This window comes from Polaribacter sp. 20A6 (genome assembly GCF_011378915.1).
Classification (GTDB): domain Bacteria; phylum Bacteroidota; class Bacteroidia; order Flavobacteriales; family Flavobacteriaceae; genus Polaribacter; species Polaribacter sejongensis.
In genome coordinates, this window is record NZ_WTPZ01000001.1 from 489,872 (window position 1) to 515,846 (window position 25,975).

Below are 25,975 nucleotides of genomic sequence, written 5' to 3' on the forward strand. Positions count from 1 at the left end.
TTTTAAACGTTCATTTTAACGAACCTTAGGTAAGGTAACTTTAAATTGAATATGTCTTTTGCAATTTGTTAAGAAGACAAAAAATTATGATAAAACATTATTGTTATATCGATAGGAAAGTTATGTTTAGTTAAAAAAAGTTTTTTTATAAACGATTCAATTTATACACTAATTTAGTGTGTATAAGAAGGTGTTTTTTAGATGTGTAGGTGTTGTTCAGCTTTAAATTGGTAAAATATGGTAAACTTATAGCTATAGAAATAGCGTTTCCAAATGCAACTTTTAGTATAAATGTAAAGTTCTTATATAAAAAAAAACAGCTGTAGATATTTTATATCTACAGCTGTAATTAATTGTAAAATAATTCAAATAATAAAACAATTATTTACCAACCAGGGTTTTGTAATAATTCTGGGTTTTGATCTATCTGAACAGAAGGAATAGGATCTATATAATTACTTATAGAGAAGTTTCTGTTTCCTGAAATATCTAAAATTAATGCTCCTGGTTTAGTGGTTGCTATACCTGCGTAACTTGATACTGATTGTTCAGTAGTTGTTGTACCATATGAGAATGCAGAAGGATTATAAATTGTAGAACTAGGGTTCTTTGGGTCTACAGCTGTTTCAAATTCTGTACCTATTACGTATGTTGTTGATACAGCATGACTAAGCTCTTCTTCTGCAATACCCCAACGTTTTAAATCATTGAAACGTTGGTTTTCACCAAATAGCTCAATAGCACGCTCTCTACGTATTTCTCCTAACATATTTAAATCTGCATATGGAGTAATTAATGCATTTGTTAAAGGTGCTACATTAGAACGTTCTCTAATTTTATTAATAGAAATATCTAAATCACTATCAGAAATTGCACCTCCTCCTAACTCTACACTTGCCTCAGCATATGTTAATAATACTTCTGCATAACGTAAATGTGGGTAATTAAAAGACTCATCTTTAGTTTCACTTCCTTTATCTTCAGTTGTTAATTTAACACCTTGGTATCCAATATTACGTCCTGCTGCAGGACTTGTTAATTGAGGAACATATCTATAATCGAAATTTGTACCAGCATCTGCAAAATCTACACCATATTGTGCACCTCCACCATTTGTACTATTTCCCCAACCCCAATATTCTTTAAGAGGTTCGCTAACAAAACTTGTTAGACGATAATCTCTGTTCTGAAATTCTGAAATCATTTCATCATAGCCTTCAAAAACTGATGAGTGTTGTACAGGTAAACCATCTGAACACAAATACATATCCATTAATTTACGTGAAGGTGTATGTTTTTTAGAATGTGTTAAGTTTTGATTTATTCTTCTTAATGGGTTGTCATAAACCGTTTGAATAATAAACTCTCTATTATTTGCTTTAGATAATCCAGCAGGGTTAGAGCCATCATCTTCTAAACTAAATAGATAAAATAAATTTCTATCTCCAAATTCTGCACGATGATCCCATAATTGGTAAGCTGCACTATTAATAACTGCTAAAGATTGTTGTTTTGCTTCTGTTAACATTTCTTCTACACTAGGATATCCTGCAGGTTTATTAGATCCTGCTCCTACGTTAAGTCCATCACCGTCTGTTGCTGTTCCTACGTATTTTTCCCAAGTAGCTTCATATAATAAAATACGAGCTTTAAAAGATTTAGCAGCTTCTGTAGAAAGTTTCCCTTTTTCAGAATCTGGAATTGTGTTTTCTGAAGGTAAACCTGCAATGGCTACATCTAAATCAATAAATATTTGATTAACTACTTCGTAGCGACTATTTCTTGGAGCGTGTAATTCTTCTGAATCTACGTCTAAAGAACGAGTAACTATTGGTACACCACCAAAACGTAATAATAATTTATAATGATTCCAAGCTCTAAAGAAATGAGCTGTTGCTACATAGCTTGTTATTTCAGATTGATTTCCGTCATATTCTGCAGCTTTTTCTATCAGTTGATTGGCCTCTCTCATTTGATCATAATTATTATCCCAAATTTCGTCTGAAGTAGGAATAGAAGTTTGACCTTGACCGTAAGAAGGCGAAGTTTCTAGATTTCCAGATAAATCTGAAGATTGGTCTCCATCATCATAACCAAATGATTGACGATAAAAATAATTGGCAGCTAATTCAAACTGTTCCGGAGTTGTAAAATAAACAGCTTCTGTAACAGAATCTAGTGGCTCTTGGTCTAGATATTCTGAGCATCCTGCAAACATGAATGCCGTTACAATGGCTGTTAGACCTATTCTTTTTATATTATAATGTATGTTTTTCATATTCTTTAAATTTAAAATTAGTAATTAAAATCCGATTTCAAGACCAAAGATCAATGCAGATGAAAAAGGGATTAAACTTCCTTGTCTTGTTCCTTCACCAAATTCTGGATCTAAACCATCTTTTATATTAGAAATTGTAAACAAATCGTTACCAGTTATAGATAAACGAATTTTATCCATTCCAAATTTTTCTAACACGTCTTGTGGTAATCCATATCCAATAGATATTGCTTTGGCTCTTAAATATGCAGCCTTAATAACATTAACATCATTTAAATTTCCATAATTCCATGTTTTTCTAGATCCGTTAAGAAAAGCTGCAGGGTATTCGGCATTTTGATTATCTGGTGTCCAGGTTTTATCTGTAAAAATCGGGTTTTGATTTGTCCACCATTGCATAAATGGATAAGAAAGAGAACCTGTTCTAACAATATTTATGTCTGCAACTCCTTGAAAGAAAGCACTAAAATCGAAGTTTTTATAAGTGAATCCTAAATTAATACCAAAACTTTTATGAGGATTTGCATCGCCTACGTAAACTAAATCGTCTTCATTAATTATACCATCTTCATTAACATCTACACGGTTTACGGTTCCTGGTACTAAACGATCTGCACTTCTGTAATTAGGCAACTTTGTTTTGTTTTTCATGTCTGTTTGGTCTGAAGGATCTGTAAAACCATATTGGTTATAATAATCTAATACTTGACTCTCTGTAGATAATATACCATCTGTTTTATATGCATATATTGCATTTAATGGTTTTCCTTCTACAATACTATTTTTACCTAAACCAATGGTTGTTTTTCCTTCCATTTTGGTAACTTCACCTTCATTATCCCAAAAAGCAAGACCAACACGGTATGTAAAATCATCTCCAATACGATCTCTCCAGTTTAAAGATAATTCATAACCCTTAGTTTTAAAATTACCACTATTTGTTTTTGGAGCAGTAGCACCTATTATTTCTGGATATGTAATATTAACTAACATATCATCATTTTTACGAATAAAATACTCTGCACTACCTGATAATCTATTATCTAATAGCCCAAAATCTACAGCAATATTACTTGTAGATACACGCTCCCAAGTACGGTTTAAAGAAGTCATTCCGCTAATATTAGAGGTTGATGTTAATTGTGGCGTATTACCAAACAATACAGTACCATTACCAATACTAGAATAATAATCGTAAGCACCAATACCTGTTACAGAACCTGTTTCTCCGTATGATGCACGTAATTTTAATAAGTTAATTTTACTATCATCCATAAATGACATTTCAGAGAATACAATACCTGTAGAGGCTCCAAAGAAGTTTTTCCATCTATAGTCTGGGTGTAAACGAGAAGAACCATCTCTACGACCTAACGCTTCTAATAAATAAGTTTCTTTGTAATTGTAATTTATTTTCCCTAAATAAGATACCAAACCAACTACATTACTTCCTCCACTATTTGTTTGTGTAGGAGTATCAAAAGCATTTAAATCATTTAGAGATGCATCAACTAAATTAGAACGAGACATAAAGTATTTATCTGTTTCTGACTGTTCTGCTGTATACCCTGCCATAACACCTAAATTATGATTTCCGAAAGAACGGTTGTAATTTATTTGAAAAATATGGTTTTGAAATACGTAATCTGCCTCTGTTACCTCTAATTTAGAGTTAAATAATGTTGTTGGAGTACTTGTTTCGTTTCCTTCCCAATCGTACATTGTTACAGGTTTCCAGGTTTTATTTTTTCTACTTTGTGTCATTGCTATGTTTCCAAAGTAAGAGAAAGCTAATCCTTCTACGTATTTGTCTAAGTCTACCGAGATCTTACCTCCTAAACGAAATACATTAGTACGGTTTATTACACGACCACCTTCTTTTAAATATGCAAGAGGATTGTTTCCTCCAAAATTATCGTAAAATTGTCCATCAGGATTATACAGTGGAAAAATATTCATATCTTGAATTCCAAATCCAATACCTTGTGTAGGTGTGTCTATAGTGCTACTGTTATAAGAGATATTAAAATCTGTTTTTATAAAATCATTTACTTTGTATCCTACATTTGTTCTAAAGTTGTAACGTTTTTGTCCGTCGTATACAAATGCTATTGGAGAGCGTTCGTTTGCATACCCAAAAGATGTTCTGTAGGTAGCATTTTCATTACCTCCAGAAAGAGATAAATCATGTCTTTCTGTAATCGTTGTGCCGTAAACAGCATCAAACTGACTCGTATCAGAAAAGTAATGATCATTACCAAATACATAAAAAGAATCTGGAGCTGTTGGTAATGTTCCGTTAGACATCATCTGAAACTGTTCTTCTGTAAAAAATCTAAAACTTGTTGCTGCTGTTTGAGCATTTCCATCACCATCAACAAAATCAATAGCATCATTTGTTGCTGCTGCTAACCATGCATCTGCAAATTCACTCATATTTGCAACAGGGAATTCTTTAGGTAAATTTAATTGAGTTTCACCTTTATAAGTAATTCTCATTTTTCCTTGTTTCCCTTTTTTAGTAGTTACAAGTATAACTCCACCTGCAGCTTTAGTTCCAAATATTGCAGCAGATGCATCTTTTAATATAGAGTAAGTTTCTATATCATTTGCGTTAATTGCAGATAAGTCTCCTTGTGAAATTTCTACACCATCTAATAAAATAAGAGGACTAATACTATTAACAGAAATGTCTCCACGAATGCTAATAGAAGTTCCTTCTACACCAGGACGAGTAGATGAACGTGTTACCACTAAACCAGGAACCTCACCTTGTAATGCTAATACAGCACTAGATGTTCCTTTCCCTTTTATAACTTCGTCACCTTTTACTTGTGCTACAGATCCTGTAAGTGTAGCTTTTTTCTGTGTACCAAAACCAACAATAACAATTTCATCTAATGTAGTAGAGTCGTATATAAGACTCACATTAATAGAGTTACTATTTCCAACAATAACTTCTTTAGTAACATAGCCTAAGTAAGAATAAACTAAAGTTGCATTTTCAGGAATACTAATAGTATAATTTCCATCAAAATCAGAAACTGTACCAGTAGTTGTTCCTTTTACTATAATAGTTACTCCAGGAAGAGGCATTTTGTCTTCTGCTCCTAAAATTTGACCAGTTATAGTTCTGTCTTGGTTGTTGTCAAAAGAAGAATAAGTTGGTGTGGCTGCGTGCAACTGTGTAAATGAACCACAAATCACAAAGCCCACTATCCAAAATAGACTTGCGAAAATTTTCAGATTAATCTGACATTGTCTTAGTTTAGTCATAAATTATTTTTTTAAGTTAATTAATTTGTATCGATTTTCTTTGTTATTAAATCGTTAAACAATGTTAAAAATTATTAGAGAAACAGATTGTAAATTAGTATTCAAAGGACATAAAATATCATCCATTTAATAAATTATACCCTGTTAAATCATTGATATGAGGTTATTATCTCTTTTTTTTGTTAATTATGTAATGGTAATAGTATTTTAACATAATATTATATATGAATGTGTAATCTTTATTTTTACATGTTCTTTTTAGGTCTTTGAAAAGAATGTAAATCTGATTTTTTAATTGTGTTGAAAATTTTAACTTATAGAAGATACAATCTAAAAAGTGTGTTTTACTTAATTAGTTTGTTGGTTTAATTTCAAAATTGAATAAAAATTACTTAGAGAATAAGAATTGTGGAGTTTAAAAAGCATTTAATTATTATATTTTAAGAGATGAATTGATAGTTGTTATTAATGTATGCTGTTAAAAATATAAATATACTTTTATTAAACGTTTTTAGAGAGTTTAAGTGTTAAAAAAAATGATGTTGATTTTAGATTTTAAAGACTAATAAAAGGATTATGCTTTATGTAGTTTGCATTATAAGTTATGCTAAGTTTTTGTTAATGATATTAATATTTTAAAGAAATAATTCTGTTTTTAAGTGTTTTTTTTATTCTGAAAATTATAGTTTTTATAAATTTATTTTTATTTAATAAAGTATTATATCAATTTTTTAAAATTTTAAATATATATTTACACTGTTGCATACCGGAACAGAACAGAATGATTTTAATGTAGTCTTTACACCAAATTTAAATTATTAAAAATGTCTTATAAGAAAATAACTTTTATTGTTTTATTTCTATTAATTATAGTTGGTAGTATTCAGTCTCAAAATAGTAATCCAAATATTTTAGTTTTTTCTAAAACGGCAGCTTTTCGCCATAAATCTATTCCAGCAGGTGTTACACTAATGACCGAGTTGGGGGCTAAAAATAATTGGAATGTTAGCTTTTCAGAAAATTCTAATGATTTTACTGATGAAAATTTAAAAAAATATAACGTGTTGGTATTCTTAAATACAACCGGAAATATTTTTAATGATCTGCAGCAAAAAGTATTTAAAAGATATATAGAAAAAGGTAATGGATTTGTAGGTATTCATGCTGCTTCCGATACGGAAAAAGAATGGGGTTGGTATAATGAAATGGTGGGAGCTACTTTTAAAGATCATCCAAAGGTGCAAAATGCAAGTTTGATGATTGACAAGTCTAGTAATCATCCTGCAGTTAATCACTTAAAAAAAGAAGAAGTTTTTAAAGACGAATGGTATAATTTTATAAAGCCTGTTGCAAAATACGTTAATGTATTGGCTTCTTTAGACGAAAGTTCTTATCAAGGAAAAAGAATGCATACAAAAAGACATCCAATAACTTGGTTTCATAATTATGATGGAGGTAGAGTCTTTTATACAGGTTTAGGGCATACAAATGAATCTTATACAGATGTTCGGTTTATAAAAATGATTGAAGGAGGAATTCTTTGGGCAGCAGGTTTAAAACAAATAAAAAAGCCATCTAAAGAATAGTAACATATTTAAATAACAGCATAGAAAAACATGAATAAAAGTATAATTTCACTAACCATTAATCATGAAAGCGATATACCAAAATATCAGCAATTGGTAAATGCTATTAATGATGCTATTGGAGAAAATATATTACAAAAAGGAGATGCTTTACCTTCTGTAAACAAAATTTGCAAAATGAGTAAGCTCTCTAGAGATACCGTTTTTAAAGCGTATTCAATTTTAAAAGAAAATGGTGTTATAGAATCTGTACCTAATAAAGGATATTATGTAGCAAATGAAACTAAAAAAGTTTTATTACTCTTAGATACTTTTAAGGCTTATAAAGAAGTTTTGTACCATTCATTTGTTAATAATTTGCCAGATAATATTATTACAGATGTGCAGTTTCATCATTATAATATAGATAATTTTAAAACAATTTTAAACAATGCAGCCGGAAAATATTATAAGTATGTAGTTATGACTTTTAATAATGATGAGGTACCTTCTGTATTAGCAGACATTGATAATGATAAATTATTGTTGATAGATTGGAGCGTACATTCCAATACTAGTAATAATTATGTTTTTCAAGACTTTGGTAACTCTTTTTATGAAGCTTTAAAAGAAGCAGTAGATGTTTTTAGAAAGTATAAAGAACTGGTTTTTTTATATCCAACCTATACATATCACCCGATAGAAACGATTACTTATTTTAAAAAATATTGTGAATTATTTCAATTTAAATATCAAATAGTTACAGATCCTAATGCTTTCTCTCTCCAAAAAGATGCTGCGTATATAAGCACAAGCGATAGAATGTTAGGTGTTTTTTTAGAACAATGTAAAATCAAAAATTTAGAACCTGGGGTTGATGTTGGTTTTTTATCCTACAATGAAACACCAATGAAAAAATTTATTTATAAAGGAATATCAGTTATTTCAACAGATTTTAAAGAATTAGGAACCAAGGCTGCAGAGTTTGTATTACAAGAAAAACCAATGCAGTATTATGTTCCAACAAAATTAATAATAAGAGAATCATTGTAAAATTATGTATTACTTAGGATTAGATATTGGAAGCTCTTCCATAAAAGCTGCACTAGTAGAAATTGCAACCGGTAAAAGCTTGGGAGTTGTACAAGAACCCAAAGAGGAAATGAGCATGTTTGCTCAGAAAAACGGTTGGGCAGAACAGAAACCAAACGATTGGTGGCTACATATTTGTAACGCCATTACAAGTTTGAAAAAGCAATATAATGTTAGCAGAACCCAAATAAAAGGAATTGGTATTTCTTATCAAATGCACGGTTTAGTGTTGGTAGATAAAAAAGGAGAACCACTTCGTAAAAGTATTATTTGGTGCGATAGTAGAGCGGTAGAGATTGGTAACAAGGCTTTTGCTGGAATTGGAACAGAAAAATGTGCTTCACATTTATTAAACTCACCAGCAAACTTTACAGCTTCAAAATTAAAATGGGTAAAAGAAAATGAGCCAGATATTTATAAGAAGATTTATAAATTTATGTTGCCAGGAGATTATGTGGCATATAAATTTTCAAACAAAATAAATACCACAATTTCAGGTTTATCAGAAGGTATCTTTTGGGATTTTAAGAACAATTCCGTAGCAGATTTCCTTTTAGAATATTACGGGATAGACAAATCTTTAGTACCAGATATTGTAGACACCTTCGGAATTCAATCTTTAGTGGATGAAAAAGGAGAGCAAGAAAGCGGTATTGCAGCCGGAACTCCAATTTATTACAGAGCCGGAGATCAACCAAATAATGCACTTTCTTTAAACGTATTTAATCCCGGAGAAGTTGCTGCAACTGGCGGAACATCTGGTGTTGTCTATGCGGTTACAGATAATTTATCAGGAAAAGAAAGTACGCGCGTTAACAATTTTGCACACGTAAATTATTCATCAGAAAATAAAAGAATCGGTAAACTATTAAATATTAACGGAGCCGGAATTCAGTATCGTTGGTTGCTAAATAATTTGGATGTAAATTCTTACGAAGAGATGAATAACTTGGCTTCAGAAATTCCTGTTGGTTCAGACGGAGTTTGCTTAATTCCCTTTGGTAACGGTGCAGAACGCATGTTAAATAACAAAGAAATAGGTACACGTATTGTAAATATGAACCTTAATAATCATCATAAAGGCCACATGTGTAGAGCAGCTTTAGAGGGTATTGCGTTCTCATTTGTATACGGAATAGAAATTTTAAAATCAGACGGAATTAAACCAAGTGTTATAAGAGCAGGAAACGATAATTTATTTCGTTCAGAAATTTTTGCAAATACCGTTGCCACTTTAATTCAGCAAGAAATAGAAATCTACAATACCACCGGTGCAATTGGTGCGGCAAGAGCGGCAAATCTTCATAAAGGAGATTTCGAAGCTTTCAGCAAAGCGATAATGGACAATGATCACGTTATGACTTTTATGCCTTTTAAAGACCAAAAACCATATTTAGAAGCTTATCAAAATTGGAAAAAAGAGTTAGAACTCGTTTTAAATAAATAGTATTTGTGCGTTCCTAAAAAGGTCGGGCTTGGAGTTTATCTTGAGCGAAGTCGAAAGGCATCAATCTTTTTATTAGTAACTCATAAAAAGGATTTCCACTGCAATCCCTAACGCGAATGCAGTACATAAAACATCAATTACACAAATAAACACTTAAACAACATACAAAATGGCAAGTAAAGAATATTTTAAAGGAATTAATAAAATTCAATTCGAAGGTAAAGAATCAGACAATCCGTTAGCGTTTAAATACTACAATCCGGAACAAATGGTTGCAGGAAAAAAAATGAAAGACTGGTTTAAATTTTCAATAGCCTATTGGCATACATTCTGCGGACAAGGAGGAGATCCTTTTGGACCAGGAACACAAAATTTTGCTTGGGATCAATCTTCAGACGCTATTCAAGCAGCAAAAGACAAAGCAGATGCTGCATTTGAATTCATCAACAAAATGGGGTTTGATTATTTCTGTTTTCATGATTATGATCTAGTGCAAGAAGGCGCAACATTTGCAGAATCAGAAAAAAGATTAGAGATCATTACAGATTACATTAAAGGAAAACAAGCAGAAAGCGGTGTAAAATTATTATGGGGAACAGCAAACTGTTTTTCTAATCCACGTTACATGAACGGAGCTGCTACAAATCCAGATTTTGATGTAGTTGCAAGAGCAGGTGGTCAAGTAAAATTGGCTTTAGATGCTACTATTAAATTAGGCGGAGAAAACTACGTGTTTTGGGGAGGAAGAGAAGGTTATATGTCTTTATTAAATACAGATATGGGACGTGAATTAGACCACATGGGCCAATTTTTAACCATGGCAAGAGACTATGCAAGAGCGCAAGGGTTTAAAGGAACCTTCTTTATTGAGCCTAAACCAATGGAACCAATGAAACACCAATATGATTTTGATTCGGCTACAGCTATCGGATTTTTAAAAGAATACGGTTTAGATAAAGATTTTAAAATAAACATTGAGGTAAACCATGCAACTCTAGCACAACATACCATGCAACACGAATTGGCTGTTGCAGCTAAAGCAGGAATGTTGGGTAGTATTGATGCAAATAGAGGAGATTACCAAAATGGTTGGGATACAGATCAGTTTCCAAATAACATTCAAGAAACTACAGAAGCGATGTTAGTATTTCTACAAGCAGGTGGTTTACAAGGGGGGGGGGTTAATTTTGATGCAAAAATCAGAAGAAACTCTACAGATTTAGAAGATGTTTTTCATGCGCATGTTGGTGGAGCAGATACGTTTGCTAGAGCGTTACTTACGGCAGATAAAATTTTACAATCATCTTCATATAATTCATTAAGAGAAAAAAGATACAGTTCTTTTGATGCAGGAAAAGGAAAAGATTTTGAAACAGGTAAATTGGAGTTGTCAGACTTGTACAAAATAGCTAAAGAAAACGGAGAATTAAGTTTACAAAGTGGTAAACAAGAATTATTCGAAAATATTATCAATCAATATATATAAAAAGAATAGGCCTTTTAGATTTTAAAATCTAAGAGGTCTTTTTATATACACCTTATTTTAAACTACATTTTAGCAGAAGTGTTAGAAACAATTAACTAAAACATATTATGGCAAATTCAACAAATTCAGGATACCTTATAAAACTAACCTTAGTGGCAACTTTGGGAGGTTTATTATTTGGGTATGACACCGGTGTAATTTCTGGAACAGTAGGTTCTTTAGATAGTTTTTTTGTAATCCCCAAAGGGATGTCAGAAACAGCCGCAAGTGCTTTTAAAGGATTTTTAGTTTCAAGTGCATTAATAGGCTGTATTATTGGTGGTCTGTTTGGAGGAGTTATCAGTAAAAAATTAGGAAGAAAAAAAGGGTTGATTTTAGCAGCTGTTTTGTTTTTAATATCCGCTTTAGGTTCTGCAATGCCAGAAATGTTTATAGCGCCTATTGGTGAATTAGATCATACGTTTTCAACCATTTTTATTGTGTATAGAATTATTGGAGGTATTGGAGTAGGTTTAGCATCTATGTTGTCTCCGCTATACATAGCGGAAATTGCACCCGCAGGTAGTAGAGGAAAATTAGTGTCATTTAATCAACTAGCTATTGTTGGTGGTTTTATGGTGGTTTATTTTGTAAACTACTTTATTTCAAGAGGTGGAGGTTCTGATGCATGGCTAAATGAAATTGGATGGAGATGGATGTTTGCATCAGAAGTAATTCCTGCAGGTTTATTTTTAGGGCTTTTATTCTTTGTACCAGATACACCACGTTCTTTAGTGTTACGTAACAAACCAGAAGAAGCATTAGAGGTATTAGTAAAAGTAAATGGAGAAAAAGAGGGGATTAAAATTTTAGCAGAAATACAAGATTCTATGAATGATACATCATCAGGAAACTTGTTGTCTTTTGGGTGGTTAGTTATCATAATAGGAGTTTTGTTATCTATATTTCAACAATTTGTAGGTATTAATGTCGTGTTGTACTACGCTCCAGAAATTTTTAAAACCATTTCAACGGGTACAGATAGTGCATTATTAATGACCATTATAGTAGGTGTTGTAAACTTCTTATTTACTATTGTAGCGGTAAAAACTGTAGATAAATACGGTAGAAAACCACTAATGATTATTGGAGCTTTAGGTATGGCGATAGCCATGTTATCATTAGGTTTTGTTTTTTATTCAGGTGCAACGGGTTATTTAGCATTGTTTTGTATGATGTTGTATGTAGCAAGTTTTGCAATGAGTTGGGGACCGGTTACTTGGGTGTTATTAGCAGAGATTTTTCCAAATAAAATTAGAGGAAAAGCATTGGCAATTGCTGTTGCGGCGCAATGGGTTTCTAACTATTTAGTTTCTTTAACATTCCCGATGATGAATGATAATTCATATTTAACAGGTTTATTCAATCATGGATTTGCGTATTGGGTGTATGGTATCATGAGTATTTTAGCGATGTTATTTATCATGAAATACATTCCGGAAACAAAAGGAAAAACTTTAGAGGAAATGGAAAAACTTTGGAAAAAATAACCTTAAAAATTAAATTATAAAACAGGAATAAGCTTCGTTTAAGCTAAAGTTTTTAAACGAAGTTTATTATAAAAAATAAACATGAACAATAAAATAGACCAACAATCAGCAGATAATATTAGAGCATTATGTGTTGCCATGGTAGAAAAAGCAAATTCAGGACATCCAGGAGGCCCCATGGGAGGTGCAGATTTTATGCACATCTTATATTCAGAATTCTTTAATTTTGACCCTTCGGATATGGAGTGGGCTTTTAGAGATCGTTTCTTTATGGATGCAGGACATTTATCAACCTTAATGTATGCACAGTATTATCTTTTAGGAAACTATGAAAAAGACGATGTTGCCAACTTTAGACAATGGGGTTCAATTACTCCTGGTCACCCAGAATTAGATGTTGCAAGAGGGATAGAAAATACATCAGGACCTTTAGGACAAGGGCATACTATGGGAGTGGGGGCAGCAATTGCGGCTAAATTTTTAGAAGCACGTTTTGGAAATTGGATGGATCATAAAATTTATGGTTTTATTTCTGATGGAGGAGTGCAAGAAGAAATATCTCAAGGAGCAGGTAGAATTGCTGGGCATTTAGGGTTAAGCAATTTTATTATGTTCTACGATTCTAATGACATTCAATTATCTACACCAACAGACGAAGTAACTTCTGAGGATACGGAGATGAAGTACAAAGCTTGGGGTTGGAATGTAGTTACAATTGATGGTCATAATCATGATGAAATTAGAAAAGCATTAAAAGATGCAAATAACGAAACAGAAAAACCTACGTTAATTATTGGTAAAACAATAATGGGAAAAGGTTGTGTTACTGCAGATGATAAAACTTTTGAAGGTGAATGTGAGTTACACGGTCAGCCAATTGGGGCAACAGGAGCAGATTATACTAAAACCTTTTTACATTTAGGAGCAAATACTGAAAAACCTTTTGATATTTATGAAGGTGTAAGTGTTTTTTACAAAGATTTATTAGATAGAAAAATAGTAGAAGCGAGAGATAAGAAAGCCGATATTTCCATTTGGAGAGAAGCAAATGTTGAATTAGCTGAAAAATTAGATTTCTTTTTATCAGGAGAATTACCAGAATTAGATTTTGAATCAATAGCACACAAAGCAGGCTTAGCAACTAGAGCAGCATCTTCTGGAGTATTGGGGTATTTAGCGGAAAAGGTAGAAAACATGATTGTTTCTTCTGCAGATTTATCAAATTCAGATAAAACAGACGGATTCTTAAAGAAAACACATGCACTTAAAAAAGGCGATTTTTCTGGATCATTCTTACAAGCAGGTGTTGCAGAGTTAACCATGTCTTGTATTGCAAACGGAATTGCATTACACGGAGGAATTATTCCTGTAGTGGCCACTTTCTTTGTCTTTTCAGATTATATGAAACCAGCGATTCGATTAAGCGGAATTCAAGAGTTAGGTGTAAAATATGTGTGGACACATGATGCTTTTAGAGTTGGAGAAGATGGACCAACGCATCAACCTGTAGAGCAAGAAGCACAAATTAGATTGTTAGAAAAATTAAAAAACCATAGTGGAAATCCTAGTTTTATGGCTTTACGTCCTGCAGATTCTGCAGAAACAAGCGTTGCTTGGAAAATGGCTTTAAAAAATAAAAATACACCAACAGGTTTAATTTTATCAAGACAAGGAATTAAAGATTTACCAGCTTCAAAAGCATCAAGATATCAAGAAGCTTTAGCTGCTGAAAAAGGTGGTTATTTGGTAAAAGAAGTAGCAAACCCCGATGTTGTTTTAGTAGCCAATGGTTCTGAAGTAGCAACCTTAGTAGTTGCTGCAGAAATTTTAGAAACTGAAAATGGTTTAAAAGTAAACATTGCTTCTGTAATTTCTGAAGGAGTATTTCGATTACAGTCTAAAGAATATCAGCAAAGTGTTATTCCTAAAAACAAACCATTATTTGGTTTAACAGCAGGTTTACCTGTAAACTTAGAAAGTTTGGTTGGAGATGCAGGTAAAGTGTTTGGATTAGATCATTTTGGGTATTCTGCACCAGCAAACATCTTAGATGATAAGTTTGGTTTTACAGGAGAAAAAGTAAGTCAACAAGTATTAGCATATTTAAAAACAGTATAAAAATAAACGTATGAAGTTTTTTATTGACACAGCAAATTTAAATGATATTGCAGAAGCAGAAGCTTTAGGAGTTTTGGATGGTGTAACTACAAATCCATCTTTAATGGCAAAAGAAGGAATTACAGGGGTAGCAAATATTTTAGACCATTATAAAAAAATCTGTGACATTGTAAAAGGAGATGTCTCTGCAGAAGTAATTGCAACAGATTATGATGGAATGATTGAGCAAGGAGAAGAATTAGCAGCGTTACATTCTCAAATAGTGGTAAAATTACCAATGATTGCAGATGGTGTAAAAGCATGTAAATATTTTTCTGATAAAGGAATTAAAACAAACATGACACTAATTTTTTCTGCAGGACAAGCATTATTAGCTGCTAAAGCAGGGGCAACATACGTATCTCCTTTTTTAGGAAGATTAGATGATATTTCTACAGATGGGTTAAATTTAATATCAGAAATGAGATTAATTTATGATAATTACGGGTTTAAATCTAAAATTTTAGCAGCATCTGTACGTAATACAATGCATGTAATTAACTGTGCTAAATTAGGTTCTGATGTAATGACAGGACCTTTATCATCTATTACAGGACTGTTAAAACATCCTTTAACAGATAGTGGATTGGCTCAATTTTTAGAAGATTATAAGAAGGGGAATTAGTAGTGTTAAGTTGCACTGTTTTTAATGCTATAGAAGCAGTGTAACTTTTTTATCTTTTTAAATAAAGATTCTTTTGTTGTAAGTTATTCTTTGACTTTTACAAATTGTATCTTTTTCTTTATTTATTATTAATTCACAATCATATCTATTTTTTTTGTTTTTATCATTCTTACTTTCTCTACAATATACAAGTACAAAATTGGTCTTGTTATTAATTGTTTCATTTATAATTAAAGTAAATAAGCTACTATTATTAGCAACTAAATTTTTTGAAATAAACTTTCTATTATAAAAGGTTTCAAAAAGTGAAGTATTATGACAGTTTTATCTTTTTTTAATAATTTGATTATCAGATATAATTTATAACCTTAAAATTGATTTTTTTTAAGTTTTATTATTTATAAGAATTAATAATACCTCTATAGGTATTAGGATTGCGCCTATAGATTTATTTGAGTTTTTTCTTGACTTATTTCTAATAAAGGCAGTTTCACCCTTTAAAATGGGTGATAAGTAGATAAAAGGATGATGTTTTATAGCCTTTGAGTTATAAGTTATGTTCATTATTTAGTATTGTTATTATAATTGTAACCAGTATAATTGGGGTTGAATGTTTTTTGTCAACTCATAGTTTTAAAAAAAAAAATCAATTAAAAAACAAATTAGATGATAATCAAAAAAACATTAATGCTTTTAGCGGTATTACTTATAGTAATATCATGCAATTCAACGAAAGAGAAAGAGACTGTAATACAATTAGATGCATTTAATACAAAAGAGGTATTAGATATCACCACCTTAAAGGCTAAAGAAGTTGCCTCAAAACTGGTGAGTGCAGACAGTTTTCCTAGAAATATAGACAAGGGAAATAAAAACTGGAATTTTGTAGATGTAAAAGATTGGTGTAGTGGTTTTTATCCTGGAGCTTTATGGTTTGCCTATGAATACGCTAAAGATGAAGAAATAAGAAAACAGGCAGAAAGATTTACATTACCTCTTAAAGAAATAGCATATACAAAGGCAGATAATCATGATATAGGATTTATGGTGTATTGTAGTTACGGTAATGGTTATAGATTAACGGGTAATGAAGCGTATAAAGAAGTTTTATTGGCAGCTGCAGATACTTTAGCTACTTTATATAACCCTAAAGTTGGTACTATTTTATCTTGGCCAAGTCAAATGCATAAATTCAAATACAATACTATTATAGATAATATGATGAATTTAGAGTTGCTTTTTTGGGCAGCTAAAAATGGAGGGAGTAAAGATTTATATGACATTGCTAAAAGTCATGCAGAAGTAACCATGAAACATATTGTGCGTAAAGACAATGCTGTTTATCATGTTGGTTCTTTTGATGAAAATACAGGAGAATTTTTAAGAGGATACACGCACCAAGGTTATGCACATGAATCTATGTGGGCAAGAGGACAAACTTGGGGTATTTATGGTTTTTCTATGGCATATAGAGAAACAGGAGAGCAAGCATTTTTAGATACAGCAATTAAATTATCTGACCATTATATGGAACGTTTACCAGAAGATAAAATACCTTATTGGGATTTTGATGATCCAAAAATACCAAATGCACCTAAAGATGCTTCTGCTGCAGGAGTTGCTGCTGCTGGTATGTTAGAGTTGTCTACGTTGGTTAAAGATGAAAAATTAAAAACAAAGTATTATAATGCAGCAGTGAGTTATATTAAAGAACTTTCTAGCGATAAATATTTAAGTGGAGATACAAACCAAGCTTTATTATTACATTCAACAGGTCATTTACCTCATAACTCTGAAATTGATGTACCAATTGTTTATGCAGATTATTATTATATGGAAGCGTTAGTGCGTTTAAATAAAATGCAAGTTGCAGCAGGGGAAACTAAATAATAGTAATAGAGTTTAAATTAGTAAAATATACAAATATGAAAAAACCGGCACTAGTACTACTTTTGATTCTTTTGGTAATTAGTTGTAGCGTAAAAAACACAAAACAAGTGGTTACTAAGAATATTAAAGTAGAAAATATTACTGATGAAGAACGCATGGAATGGTGGTCTGAAGCAAGATTTGGTATGTTTATTCACTGGGGAATTTACACGGTCCCTGCTGGTTTTTATAAAGGTAAAGAAGTTTCTAATAGTGCAGAGTGGATTATGAATAAAGGTGAAATTCCGATTGCAGAATACGAGAAATTTGCAGACGAGTTTAATCCTGAAAAATTCAATGCAAGAGAGTTTGTAAGTTTAGCAAAATTGGCTGGTATGAAATATATCGTTATAACAGCTAAACATCACGATGGTTTTTCTATGTTCGATTCTAAAGCAACAGATTATAATATTGTAGACGCAACTCCTTTTAAACGAGATGTAATGAAAGAGTTGTCTATAGAATGTCAAAAACAAGGTTTAAAATTTGGTTTTTATTATTCTCAGGCACAAGATTGGCATCATCCAGGAGGTTTAGGAAATACTTGGGATAAAGATTTAAAACGAGTAAGTAGTGATGAGTATGTGTATGAAAAAGCCTTACCAGAAGTAAAGCAATTATTAACAGAATATGGTCCGATTTCAATTTTTTGGTGGGATACACCAAGAGAAATGACAAAATCTGTGGTAGATAGTTTGCATCATATTACAACTGCGTTGCAACCAAGAATAATTACTAACGATCGTTTGGGAGATGATTACCCTGGGGATCATAAAACTTTTGAAAGAAACGGACCAAGACATCAGCCGGAGGCTAAATATTGGGAATTATGTCAACCAGTTAGTGGAAGTTGGGGATATCGTAGTGATGATGATGATTTTAAATCAAGCACTACTTTAATTAAGAACTTGATAGACCAAAGTAGTAAAGGAGGAAATTATTTACTAAATGTGAGTCCAACCCATGAAGGAATTTTAAAACCACAAGCGGTAGAACGCATGAAAGCGATTGGAACTTGGATGTCTAAAAATTCTGAAGCTATTTATGGTACACAGGCGAGTCCTACAAGTACAGCACCAGATTGGGGAAGAATTACCATGAAAACAGAAAATAATAAAGCATTATTATATCTTCATGTATATGATTGGGAAGATGGAGCGTCTTTACCAATTCGTTTAAAAAATAATGTAGAATCTTGTTATTTATTAAATGATAAAAGCAGAACATTTGAAACCGTAGCCTTTGATGATGGAATTCAGGTTAAAATAACAGGAAATGCACCAAACAGTATAGCTTCTGTTATTGTTTTAAAATTGAAGGAAATGCCAAATGCATTGCCTATAAAACCTTTAGGTCAAGATGAAAACGGATTGGCAACATTATCTGCATACAGAGCACAATATGAAAATTTACAAGGACCAGGAGCCTTATATCATGAAGAATGGGATTGTATATCTCATTGGGAAAGTGAAACTGCACGTGTGTATTGGACTTTTCAAATAGATAAACCAGGTAATTTTGAGGCTGAATTAGGATATTCGTTGTTAGAAGAAAATTCAGAAATTGCAATAACGCTTAATGGAAAAACTAAAATTGTAAAAGTTTCTAAAACAGGTACAAATCCAAAACGTTTTAAAACAGTCGATTTAGGAGATTTTAACGTTGATACAGCTGGGAAGTATGAGTTGTCTATCATGCCAGTTGCAGGAAGATGGAATGCGATCAATCTAAAAAATATAAAATTGATACCTATTAAAAAATAAAACCATTTTAAAAAATGAAATATTTTCTTCTTTTATTTATCGGATGTATCATGTCTACCAAGGCACAGAATGTCATTTTTGATAATTTAAAAGAAGCGCCAATTAATGGAGGTTTAGAAATGGAAAATTATTGGGTTTGGGGAAGCTCGGTAATAAAAGGAGATGATAATATGTATCATATGTATGCATCTCGTTGGCCAAAAATGTTACCGTTTCATCCAGGGTGGATGATTAAATCTGAAATTGTGCATGCAACTTCTAAAACACCAGAAGGACCTTATCAATTTAAAGATGTTGCTTTAGGAGAAAGAGGCGCACAATATTGGGACGGAAAATCTTGCCACAATCCAAAAATTGTAAAATATAAAGATACTTATATATTATACTATATGGGGTCTACACATCCTTTTGAAGATGTTAATAAAGAAAATTTAAAAGACTTTAAATTAGGTAGTAAATGGAGTATTGCTGCAAGATGGAGTAAACGCATTGGTATAGCAACCTCTAAAAGTCCTTACGGACCTTGGGAGCGAAAAGAATCACCAATTTTAGATATAAAACCGAATTCGTATTACAGTTTTTTAACATCCAATCCATCTCCTTTAATTAAAAAGGACGGATCGGTAGTTTTATTATTTAAAGGAAGAAGTTATAAAGAAGATGGAATAGCACAAAGTGATATGAGTATTGGTGTTGCTACAGCACCTCATTTTGATGGTAGATATACTGTTGTTGGTGATGAACCATTATTTTCAATGGAAAAATTTGGAGAAGTTGAAGATCCTCATTTATGGAGTGATAACAAAGGATACCACATGATTGCAAAAGACCAAAGAGGATTATTAACAGGAGGAAAAGGTGATGGTGTTTTAGCACATTCTAAAGACGGAATTAATTGGGTTATTGATGATAAGCCAAAAGCATATACGAAAACGATACAGTGGAATAATGGAAAAATAATTAAACAAGGACAATTAGAACGCCCTTTTGTTTTAGTTGAAGATGGAGAACCAACACATATCTTTTTTGCAACAATGAATGGTCCTGGAGGATTTGGTAACGGAACAAAAACTTGGAATATGGTTATTCCATTAAAGTAGTATTAAGAAGAACAAACTAAATTAAGATATAAGATGAACAAAAAAATATTATTATGGTCTATTACCGCAGCTTTAGCTGGGTTTCTATTTGGATTTGATGTAGTTGTTATTTCTGGAGCCGATCAAAAATTACAAGCTTTATGGGGATCTTCAGATTCTTTTCATGGTTCTGTTGTTATGGGAATGGCGTTATGGGGAACCGTACTTGGAGCCATTTTTGGAGGCATACCAACTAATAAATACGGAAGAAAAAATACACTTCTAGCAATTGGGGTCTTGTTTGCTGTTTCGGCAATAGGTTCTGCTTTTGCAAACGATCCATATATATTTGCTTTTGCTCGTTTTATTGGAGGAATTGGAGTGGGAGCATCAACCATTGCGGCACCAGCATATATCTCAGAAATTGCACCGGCAAAAGACAGAGGGCGTTTGGTTGCTATGTATCAATTTAATATTGTTTTCGGTATTATGATTGCTTATTTATCTAACTATTTATTAAGTGATATTGGCGAAAATGCTTGGAGATGGATGTTAGGTGTAGAGGCTATTCCTGCAGTATTATATATGTTATTTGCATTAAAATTACCTAAAAGTCCTAGGTGGTTATTATCTCAAGGAAAAGAAACAGAAGCAAGAGAAATTTTAAAATTTATTGATGAAAATGCAGATGTTGAAAAAGAAATTAGCGATTTTAATTCTCACAATGAAAAAAGTGATAAAACAGAAACCATATTTCTTAAAAAATATAGATTTCCATTAATCTTGGTTTTTTTAATAGCATTTTTTAATCAGTTTTCTGGAATTAATGCCGTTTTATATTATGCGCCACGTATTTTTGAAGCAGCAGGTTTAGAAGAAAGTTCAGCTTTATTAAATAGTATTGGTTTAGGAGTTACCAATCTTGTATTTACATTATTAGGTGTGTTTTTAATTGATAAATTAGGAAGAAAAACCTTAATGTATGTTGGGTCTGCAGCGTATATTATTTCATTAAGTCTTTTATCTGCAGCGTTCTTTTTAGAGTGGACAGGTATGGCAGTTCCTTTTTTCTTATTCTTATTTATTGGTGCACATGCCATTGGGCAAGGAACCGTAATTTGGGTATTTATATCAGAAATTTTCCCGAATCATTTAAGAGCTTCAGGGCAATCTTTTGGTAGTTCTACACATTGGGTTTTAGCAGCACTTATTCCTTCATTATTTCCTTTTATGTTAAAAGCAATTGGAGGTGGAATGGTATTTTTAGTATTTGCAGGAATGATGGTTTTACAATTGCTATTTGTAGCCTTTATGATGCCAGAAACAAAAGGAAAAACATTAGAAGAATTAGAGGATATTATTTTAAAGAAATAGTAAAAATAAACTTTTATAACATGAAAAATATATTCGGATTTATACTTTTTTGTTGTTGTTCACTTCAGCTTTTTGCAGCTAAAGTAGATACTTTAAATTTGTATAGTAAATCGATGAATAAGCATATAAAAAATGTAGTAATCACTCCAGATTCATATTCAAAAAAAGGAAAAGCATATTCTGTTGTTTATTTATTGCATGGAGCTGGTGGAGATTATAAAGCGTGGTTAAAAAAAGCACCAGAATTAAAAAAATATGCAGATTTATATAATGTAATTATTGTTTGTCCGGACGGAAACAAAACAAGTTGGTATTTTAATAGCCCTATTGATAAAACCATGCAATATGAAACCTATATTTCAGAAGAATTAGTTACCGAAATAGACAAATCATTCAATACAATTATCAACAAAAATAATAGAGCAATTTCTGGTTATTCTATGGGAGGTCATGGAGCTTTGTATTTAGCTTTTAAACATCAAGATATTTGGGGAGCAACTGCAAGTATGAGTGGTGGTGTAGATATTAGACCGTTTCCTTTAGGATGGGATCTTTCAAAAAGATTGGGTGTTTATGCTGATAATAAACAAACTTGGGAAAATAATACGGTAATAAATATGGTGTATTTATTAGATAAAACCAGTTTGAAAATTCTTTTTGATTGTGGTGTAGATGATTTTTTTTATGATGCTAATGTAAGACTTCATAAAAAATTATTACAAAGAAATATTCCACATGATTATATAGAAAGACCTGGTGGACATACCAACAAATATTGGAGTAATTCTATAAAATATCAACTATTGTTTTTTAACGATTTCTTTAATAATTAAATAAAGATGATGAACAAATTAAAATATGTATTACTCATTATTCTTGTAATAAGTATTTCTTGTAAATCAAAACAAACATCAAAATCTGATGGTAAAATTACTATAAAGGAAAGCGTAAAACAACCAAATATTATTGTGATTTTATGTGATGATTTAGGGTATGGAGATTTGGGCTCTTTTGGACATCCTATTATTAAAACAGAGAATTTAGACAAATTAGCTTCATCCGGAATTAAATTAACTAATTTTTATTCGGCAGCACCAGTTTGCTCCCCTTCTAGAGTTGGTTTGTTAACAGGTAGAAGTCCTAATAGAGCAGGAGTTTACGACTTTATTCCTGGTCATAAAAAAAGTGAAGATAATAGAGATTTAGTACACCTTCAGGCTCATGAAGAAACAATTCCTGCAATGCTAAAATCAGTAGGATATGAAACTTGTTTGGTAGGTAAGTGGCATTGTAGTTCTCAATTTAATTCTGATAAACAACCGCAACCAAACGATTTTGGTTTCGATCATTGGATGGCTACACACAACAATGCTTCACCAAGTCATAAAAATCCAAAAAACTTTATTAGAAATGGAGTAGCAGTAGGAGCAATGGAAGGTTTTAGTAGTCAGATTGTAGTTACAGAAGCTATTGATTGGTTAAATAAAAAAGACTCAGATAAACCATTCTTTTTAGAAGTTGCTTTTCATGAACCACATGAATCTATTGCGTCTCCAGAAGATTTGGTTCAAAAATATTTACCGCAATCAAAAAATAGAGAACAAGCAGAATATTTTGCCAATGTAGAAAATATGGATATTGCTGTTGGACGATTAGTTGAATATATCGAAAAAAATTATGGAGAGAACACTTTAATCGTTTTTAGTTCAGATAACGGTCCTGAAACATTAAATAGACATCCAAAAGCTAAACATTCTTACGGTTCTCCTGGAGAATTAAAAGGAATGAAATTATGGACAAACGAAGCTGGTTTTAGAGTACCCGGAATTGTAAAGTGGCTAGGGAAAGAAACTTATACAGGTACATTTGATAAAGTAGTTTCTGCACTCGATTTTTTGCCAACATTTGCAGAGTTATCAGGCGCAAAATTACCAAATAGAAAATTGGATGGAGAATCTTTTAACTCACTTTTAAATACAGGTAATTTTGATAGAAAAACACCTTTAATTTGGGCTTTTTATGATGCTTTAAATGAAAGAAGAGTTGCTATGAGAATGGGAGATTGGAAAATTATGGGACGTTTAGAAATCGATAATAAAACATTACCAAATATTCATAATTTATATGATGGTAACGAAGCGTTTGTAAAAAGTGCCAAACTAACAGATTTTCAATTATTTAATATGAAGGAAGATCAAAAAGAATTACAAGATTTGTCTTTAAAAGAATTAGAAGTTTTTAATGAAATTAAAAAAGAATTCGAAATTCAATATAAAGAATTATTAGACGGGAGTCATGTTTGGGTGCGTGAAAATTGATATTTACTCTTTAATTATATCAAATATATAGAACTGGTGTTAAATGTTAAAAAAAATAAGATTATATGAATAATTTATCAATTAAGTATGTAATTGTTTTAATTTTCTTGTTATTATTTAACTGTAACAAGCCAAAATTTATAGAATTAAGGTCTCCAGATGAAACTAAAAAAATCACTTTTTTAGAGAATAAGAAAAATAACGAACTTTCGTTTTCTATAAAATACGAAAATAAAGAAGTAGTATTACCCTCTGTGTTAGAGCTTGTTTCTGAAGAAATAGATTTTTTAGGAGAAGTGTCAGTTTTAAATATAGAAGAGTCTACAGTAGAAAACGAATGGAACTCTAATTTTAGTGAATTAAGTATTATTCCAGATAATTACAATCAAGTTAAAATATATTTAAAATTAGGTGATAGTTACCTTAATATTATAGGGAGAGCTTATAACGAAGGAATTGCTTTTGCTTATGAAATTCCGAATCAACAAAATATTACAGAAATAAGTTTAGGAGAAAAAATTCATTATAACTTTAAAGAAAACCATCAGCTTTGGTCAACTCCTAAAAGAGGTCCAGGTGTTTTAACGGCACAAGGAGAATATAAAAGAATTCCTTTAACGGAGTTAGAAGTAGGTTCCGAAAGACCTTTAGTTATCGAAATAAATGATAGTTTAATAATTGCTTTGGCAGAAGCAAAACTAGTGGATTATGCAAGATTGAGTTTTGATAAAGGGACTTCTTCTAAATACAGTATTTTATCAACATTAGATGGTAAAATGAATGATCAAAAACAAGATACTATTACAGGTGCTATTTTAGCAGAAAGAGAAACTGGTTTAAACATTTATAAAAAACTACCTTTTCAATCTCCTTGGAGAGTAGTAATGATGGGGGAAAATGAAGGTGAACTTTTAGAAAATAATTACATAATTCAAAACCTAAACGATCCATCTAAAATTGCTGACGAATCTTGGATTAAACCAGGAAAAGTTTTAAGAGAAACTACATTAACAACCCAAGGAGCTTTTGCCGCTATAGATTTTGTCGCTTCACACAATATGCAATATATTATGTTTGATGCAGGCTGGTATGGAGATGAAATGAAAAATAGTTCGGATGCCACTACTGTTACTTTAGATTTAAAAAGATCAAAAGGTCCCTTAGATATGAAAGCGGTTACTACTTATGGAAAAGAGAATGGAATAGGACTTATTTTATACGTAAACCGTAGATCTTTAGAAAAACAATTGGACGAATTACTGCCTTTATTTAAAGAATGGGGCGTAGCAGGAATTAAATTTGGTTTTGTACGTGTTGGAGATCAAGACGCAACTACATGGATGCATGAGGCTATAAAAAAAGCAGCCAAGTACGGTCTAATTGTAGATGTACATGATGAATATAGGCCAACAGGATTTTCAAGAACGTATCCTAATCTTTTAACTCAAGAGGGGATTCGTGGAGACGAGGAAACAGTACCAAATGAACATACTTTAATTAGCATGTTTACACGAAATCTTGCAGGTGCCTCAGATAATACGGTTTGTTATTACAGTAGTAGAGTTGATAAAATGGGATCTAGAGCTTCTCAATTAGCAAAAACAGTTTGTATTTTTAGTCCACTACAATTTTTATATTGGTATGACAAACCAGCGGCTTCACCAGAAAAATTAGATGGTTTATGGGGCGATACGCGTCATATAGGAAACGAACCTGAATTAGAGTTTTTTAATGCAGTACCTACCACTTGGGATCAAACGAAAGTGTTAGAGGCCGAAATAACTAAAATAGGAATTATAGCTCGTAGAAAAGGAAATGATTGGTTTGTTGGAGCAATCAATGGAAATACAGAACGTAAGGTTTCTTTAGACTTTTCTTTTTTAACGGATCATCAAACATATAAAGCAAAAGTATATACCGATGATGAAACGGTAAAAACGAGAACACATGTTAAAATAGAGGAAATTGAAATAAATAATACCTCAAAATTAAATTTAACCATAAAAAAGAATAATGGTTTTGTAATTCATATTGTAAAAATATAAACACCATAAAAT

The 25,975-nt window shown here is 31.6% G+C and carries 16 protein-coding genes; 14 read left to right on the forward strand and 2 right to left on the reverse strand.

The annotated features are described in order from the left end of the window. Window positions 1-385: 385 nt before the first annotated feature. Window positions 386-2,278, reverse strand: a complete 1,893-nt coding sequence (locus GQS57_RS02060) for a RagB/SusD family nutrient uptake outer membrane protein (RefSeq protein WP_205860170.1) — start codon at window positions 2,276-2,278, stop codon at window positions 386-388. 24 nt (window positions 2,279-2,302) lie between these two features. Continuing rightward, the gene (locus GQS57_RS02065) at window positions 2,303-5,554 is read right to left on the reverse strand and encodes a TonB-dependent receptor (protein WP_205860171.1); all 3,252 of its coding nucleotides are present in this window, start codon (window positions 5,552-5,554) and stop codon (window positions 2,303-2,305) included. Window positions 5,555-6,378: 824 nt separating this feature from the next. Between GQS57_RS02065 and GQS57_RS02070 the strand changes: the two genes are divergently transcribed. From GQS57_RS02070 to GQS57_RS02135, 14 genes are all read left to right on the forward strand, one after another. Then, window positions 6,379-7,140 (forward strand): ThuA domain-containing protein, encoded by a 762-nt coding sequence (locus GQS57_RS02070; RefSeq protein ID WP_165730732.1) that lies wholly within the window; start codon window positions 6,379-6,381, stop codon window positions 7,138-7,140. Window positions 7,141-7,170: 30 nt separating this feature from the next. Further along, window positions 7,171-8,172 (forward strand): GntR family transcriptional regulator, encoded by a 1,002-nt coding sequence (locus GQS57_RS02075; protein ID WP_165730734.1) that lies wholly within the window; start codon window positions 7,171-7,173, stop codon window positions 8,170-8,172. A 4-nt stretch (window positions 8,173-8,176) separates the two neighbouring features. Next, window positions 8,177-9,658 (forward strand): xylulokinase, encoded by a 1,482-nt coding sequence (locus GQS57_RS02080; protein ID WP_165730736.1) that lies wholly within the window; start codon window positions 8,177-8,179, stop codon window positions 9,656-9,658. 169 nt (window positions 9,659-9,827) lie between these two features. Then, on the forward strand, window positions 9,828-11,144 hold the full coding sequence (xylA, locus tag GQS57_RS02085) for a xylose isomerase (RefSeq protein ID WP_165730738.1): 1,317 nt from the start codon (window positions 9,828-9,830) through the stop codon (window positions 11,142-11,144). A 107-nt stretch (window positions 11,145-11,251) separates the two neighbouring features. Next, a complete protein-coding gene (gene xylE / locus GQS57_RS02090) occupies window positions 11,252-12,673 on the forward strand; it encodes a D-xylose transporter XylE (RefSeq protein WP_165730740.1) in 1,422 nt (473 codons plus the stop codon). A gap of 81 nt (window positions 12,674-12,754) precedes the next feature. After that, complete coding sequence (locus GQS57_RS02095) at window positions 12,755-14,791, forward strand: transketolase (RefSeq protein ID WP_165730741.1); 2,037 nt, start codon at window positions 12,755-12,757, stop codon at window positions 14,789-14,791. 10 nt (window positions 14,792-14,801) lie between these two features. Then, window positions 14,802-15,455 carry a fructose-6-phosphate aldolase gene (gene fsa / locus GQS57_RS02100; RefSeq protein ID WP_165730743.1) on the forward strand — a complete coding sequence of 218 codons (654 nt, stop codon included), beginning with the start codon at window positions 14,802-14,804 and terminating at the stop codon, window positions 15,453-15,455. A gap of 666 nt (window positions 15,456-16,121) precedes the next feature. Then, window positions 16,122-17,345, forward strand: coding sequence for a glycoside hydrolase family 88 protein (locus GQS57_RS02105; protein WP_205860172.1), 1,224 nt, complete (start codon window positions 16,122-16,124; stop codon window positions 17,343-17,345). A 35-nt stretch (window positions 17,346-17,380) separates the two neighbouring features. Beyond that, entirely contained in the window at window positions 17,381-19,147 is a 1,767-nt protein-coding gene (locus GQS57_RS02110; RefSeq protein WP_165730745.1) for an alpha-L-fucosidase, read from the forward strand. 14 nt (window positions 19,148-19,161) lie between these two features. After that, the gene (locus tag GQS57_RS02115; RefSeq protein WP_165730747.1) at window positions 19,162-20,247 is read left to right on the forward strand and encodes a glycoside hydrolase family protein; all 1,086 of its coding nucleotides are present in this window, start codon (window positions 19,162-19,164) and stop codon (window positions 20,245-20,247) included. Between the two features lie 33 nt (window positions 20,248-20,280). Continuing rightward, the gene (locus tag GQS57_RS02120) at window positions 20,281-21,600 is read left to right on the forward strand and encodes a sugar porter family MFS transporter (RefSeq protein WP_165730749.1); all 1,320 of its coding nucleotides are present in this window, start codon (window positions 20,281-20,283) and stop codon (window positions 21,598-21,600) included. A 20-nt stretch (window positions 21,601-21,620) separates the two neighbouring features. Next, on the forward strand, window positions 21,621-22,433 hold the full coding sequence (locus tag GQS57_RS02125) for an alpha/beta hydrolase family protein (protein ID WP_165730750.1): 813 nt from the start codon (window positions 21,621-21,623) through the stop codon (window positions 22,431-22,433). A 6-nt stretch (window positions 22,434-22,439) separates the two neighbouring features. Then, window positions 22,440-23,918 (forward strand): sulfatase-like hydrolase/transferase, encoded by a 1,479-nt coding sequence (locus GQS57_RS02130; protein WP_205860173.1) that lies wholly within the window; start codon window positions 22,440-22,442, stop codon window positions 23,916-23,918. Between the two features lie 65 nt (window positions 23,919-23,983). Next, window positions 23,984-25,963, forward strand: a complete 1,980-nt coding sequence (locus GQS57_RS02135; protein ID WP_165730752.1) for a glycoside hydrolase family 97 protein — start codon at window positions 23,984-23,986, stop codon at window positions 25,961-25,963. Window positions 25,964-25,975: the final 12 nt, after the last annotated feature.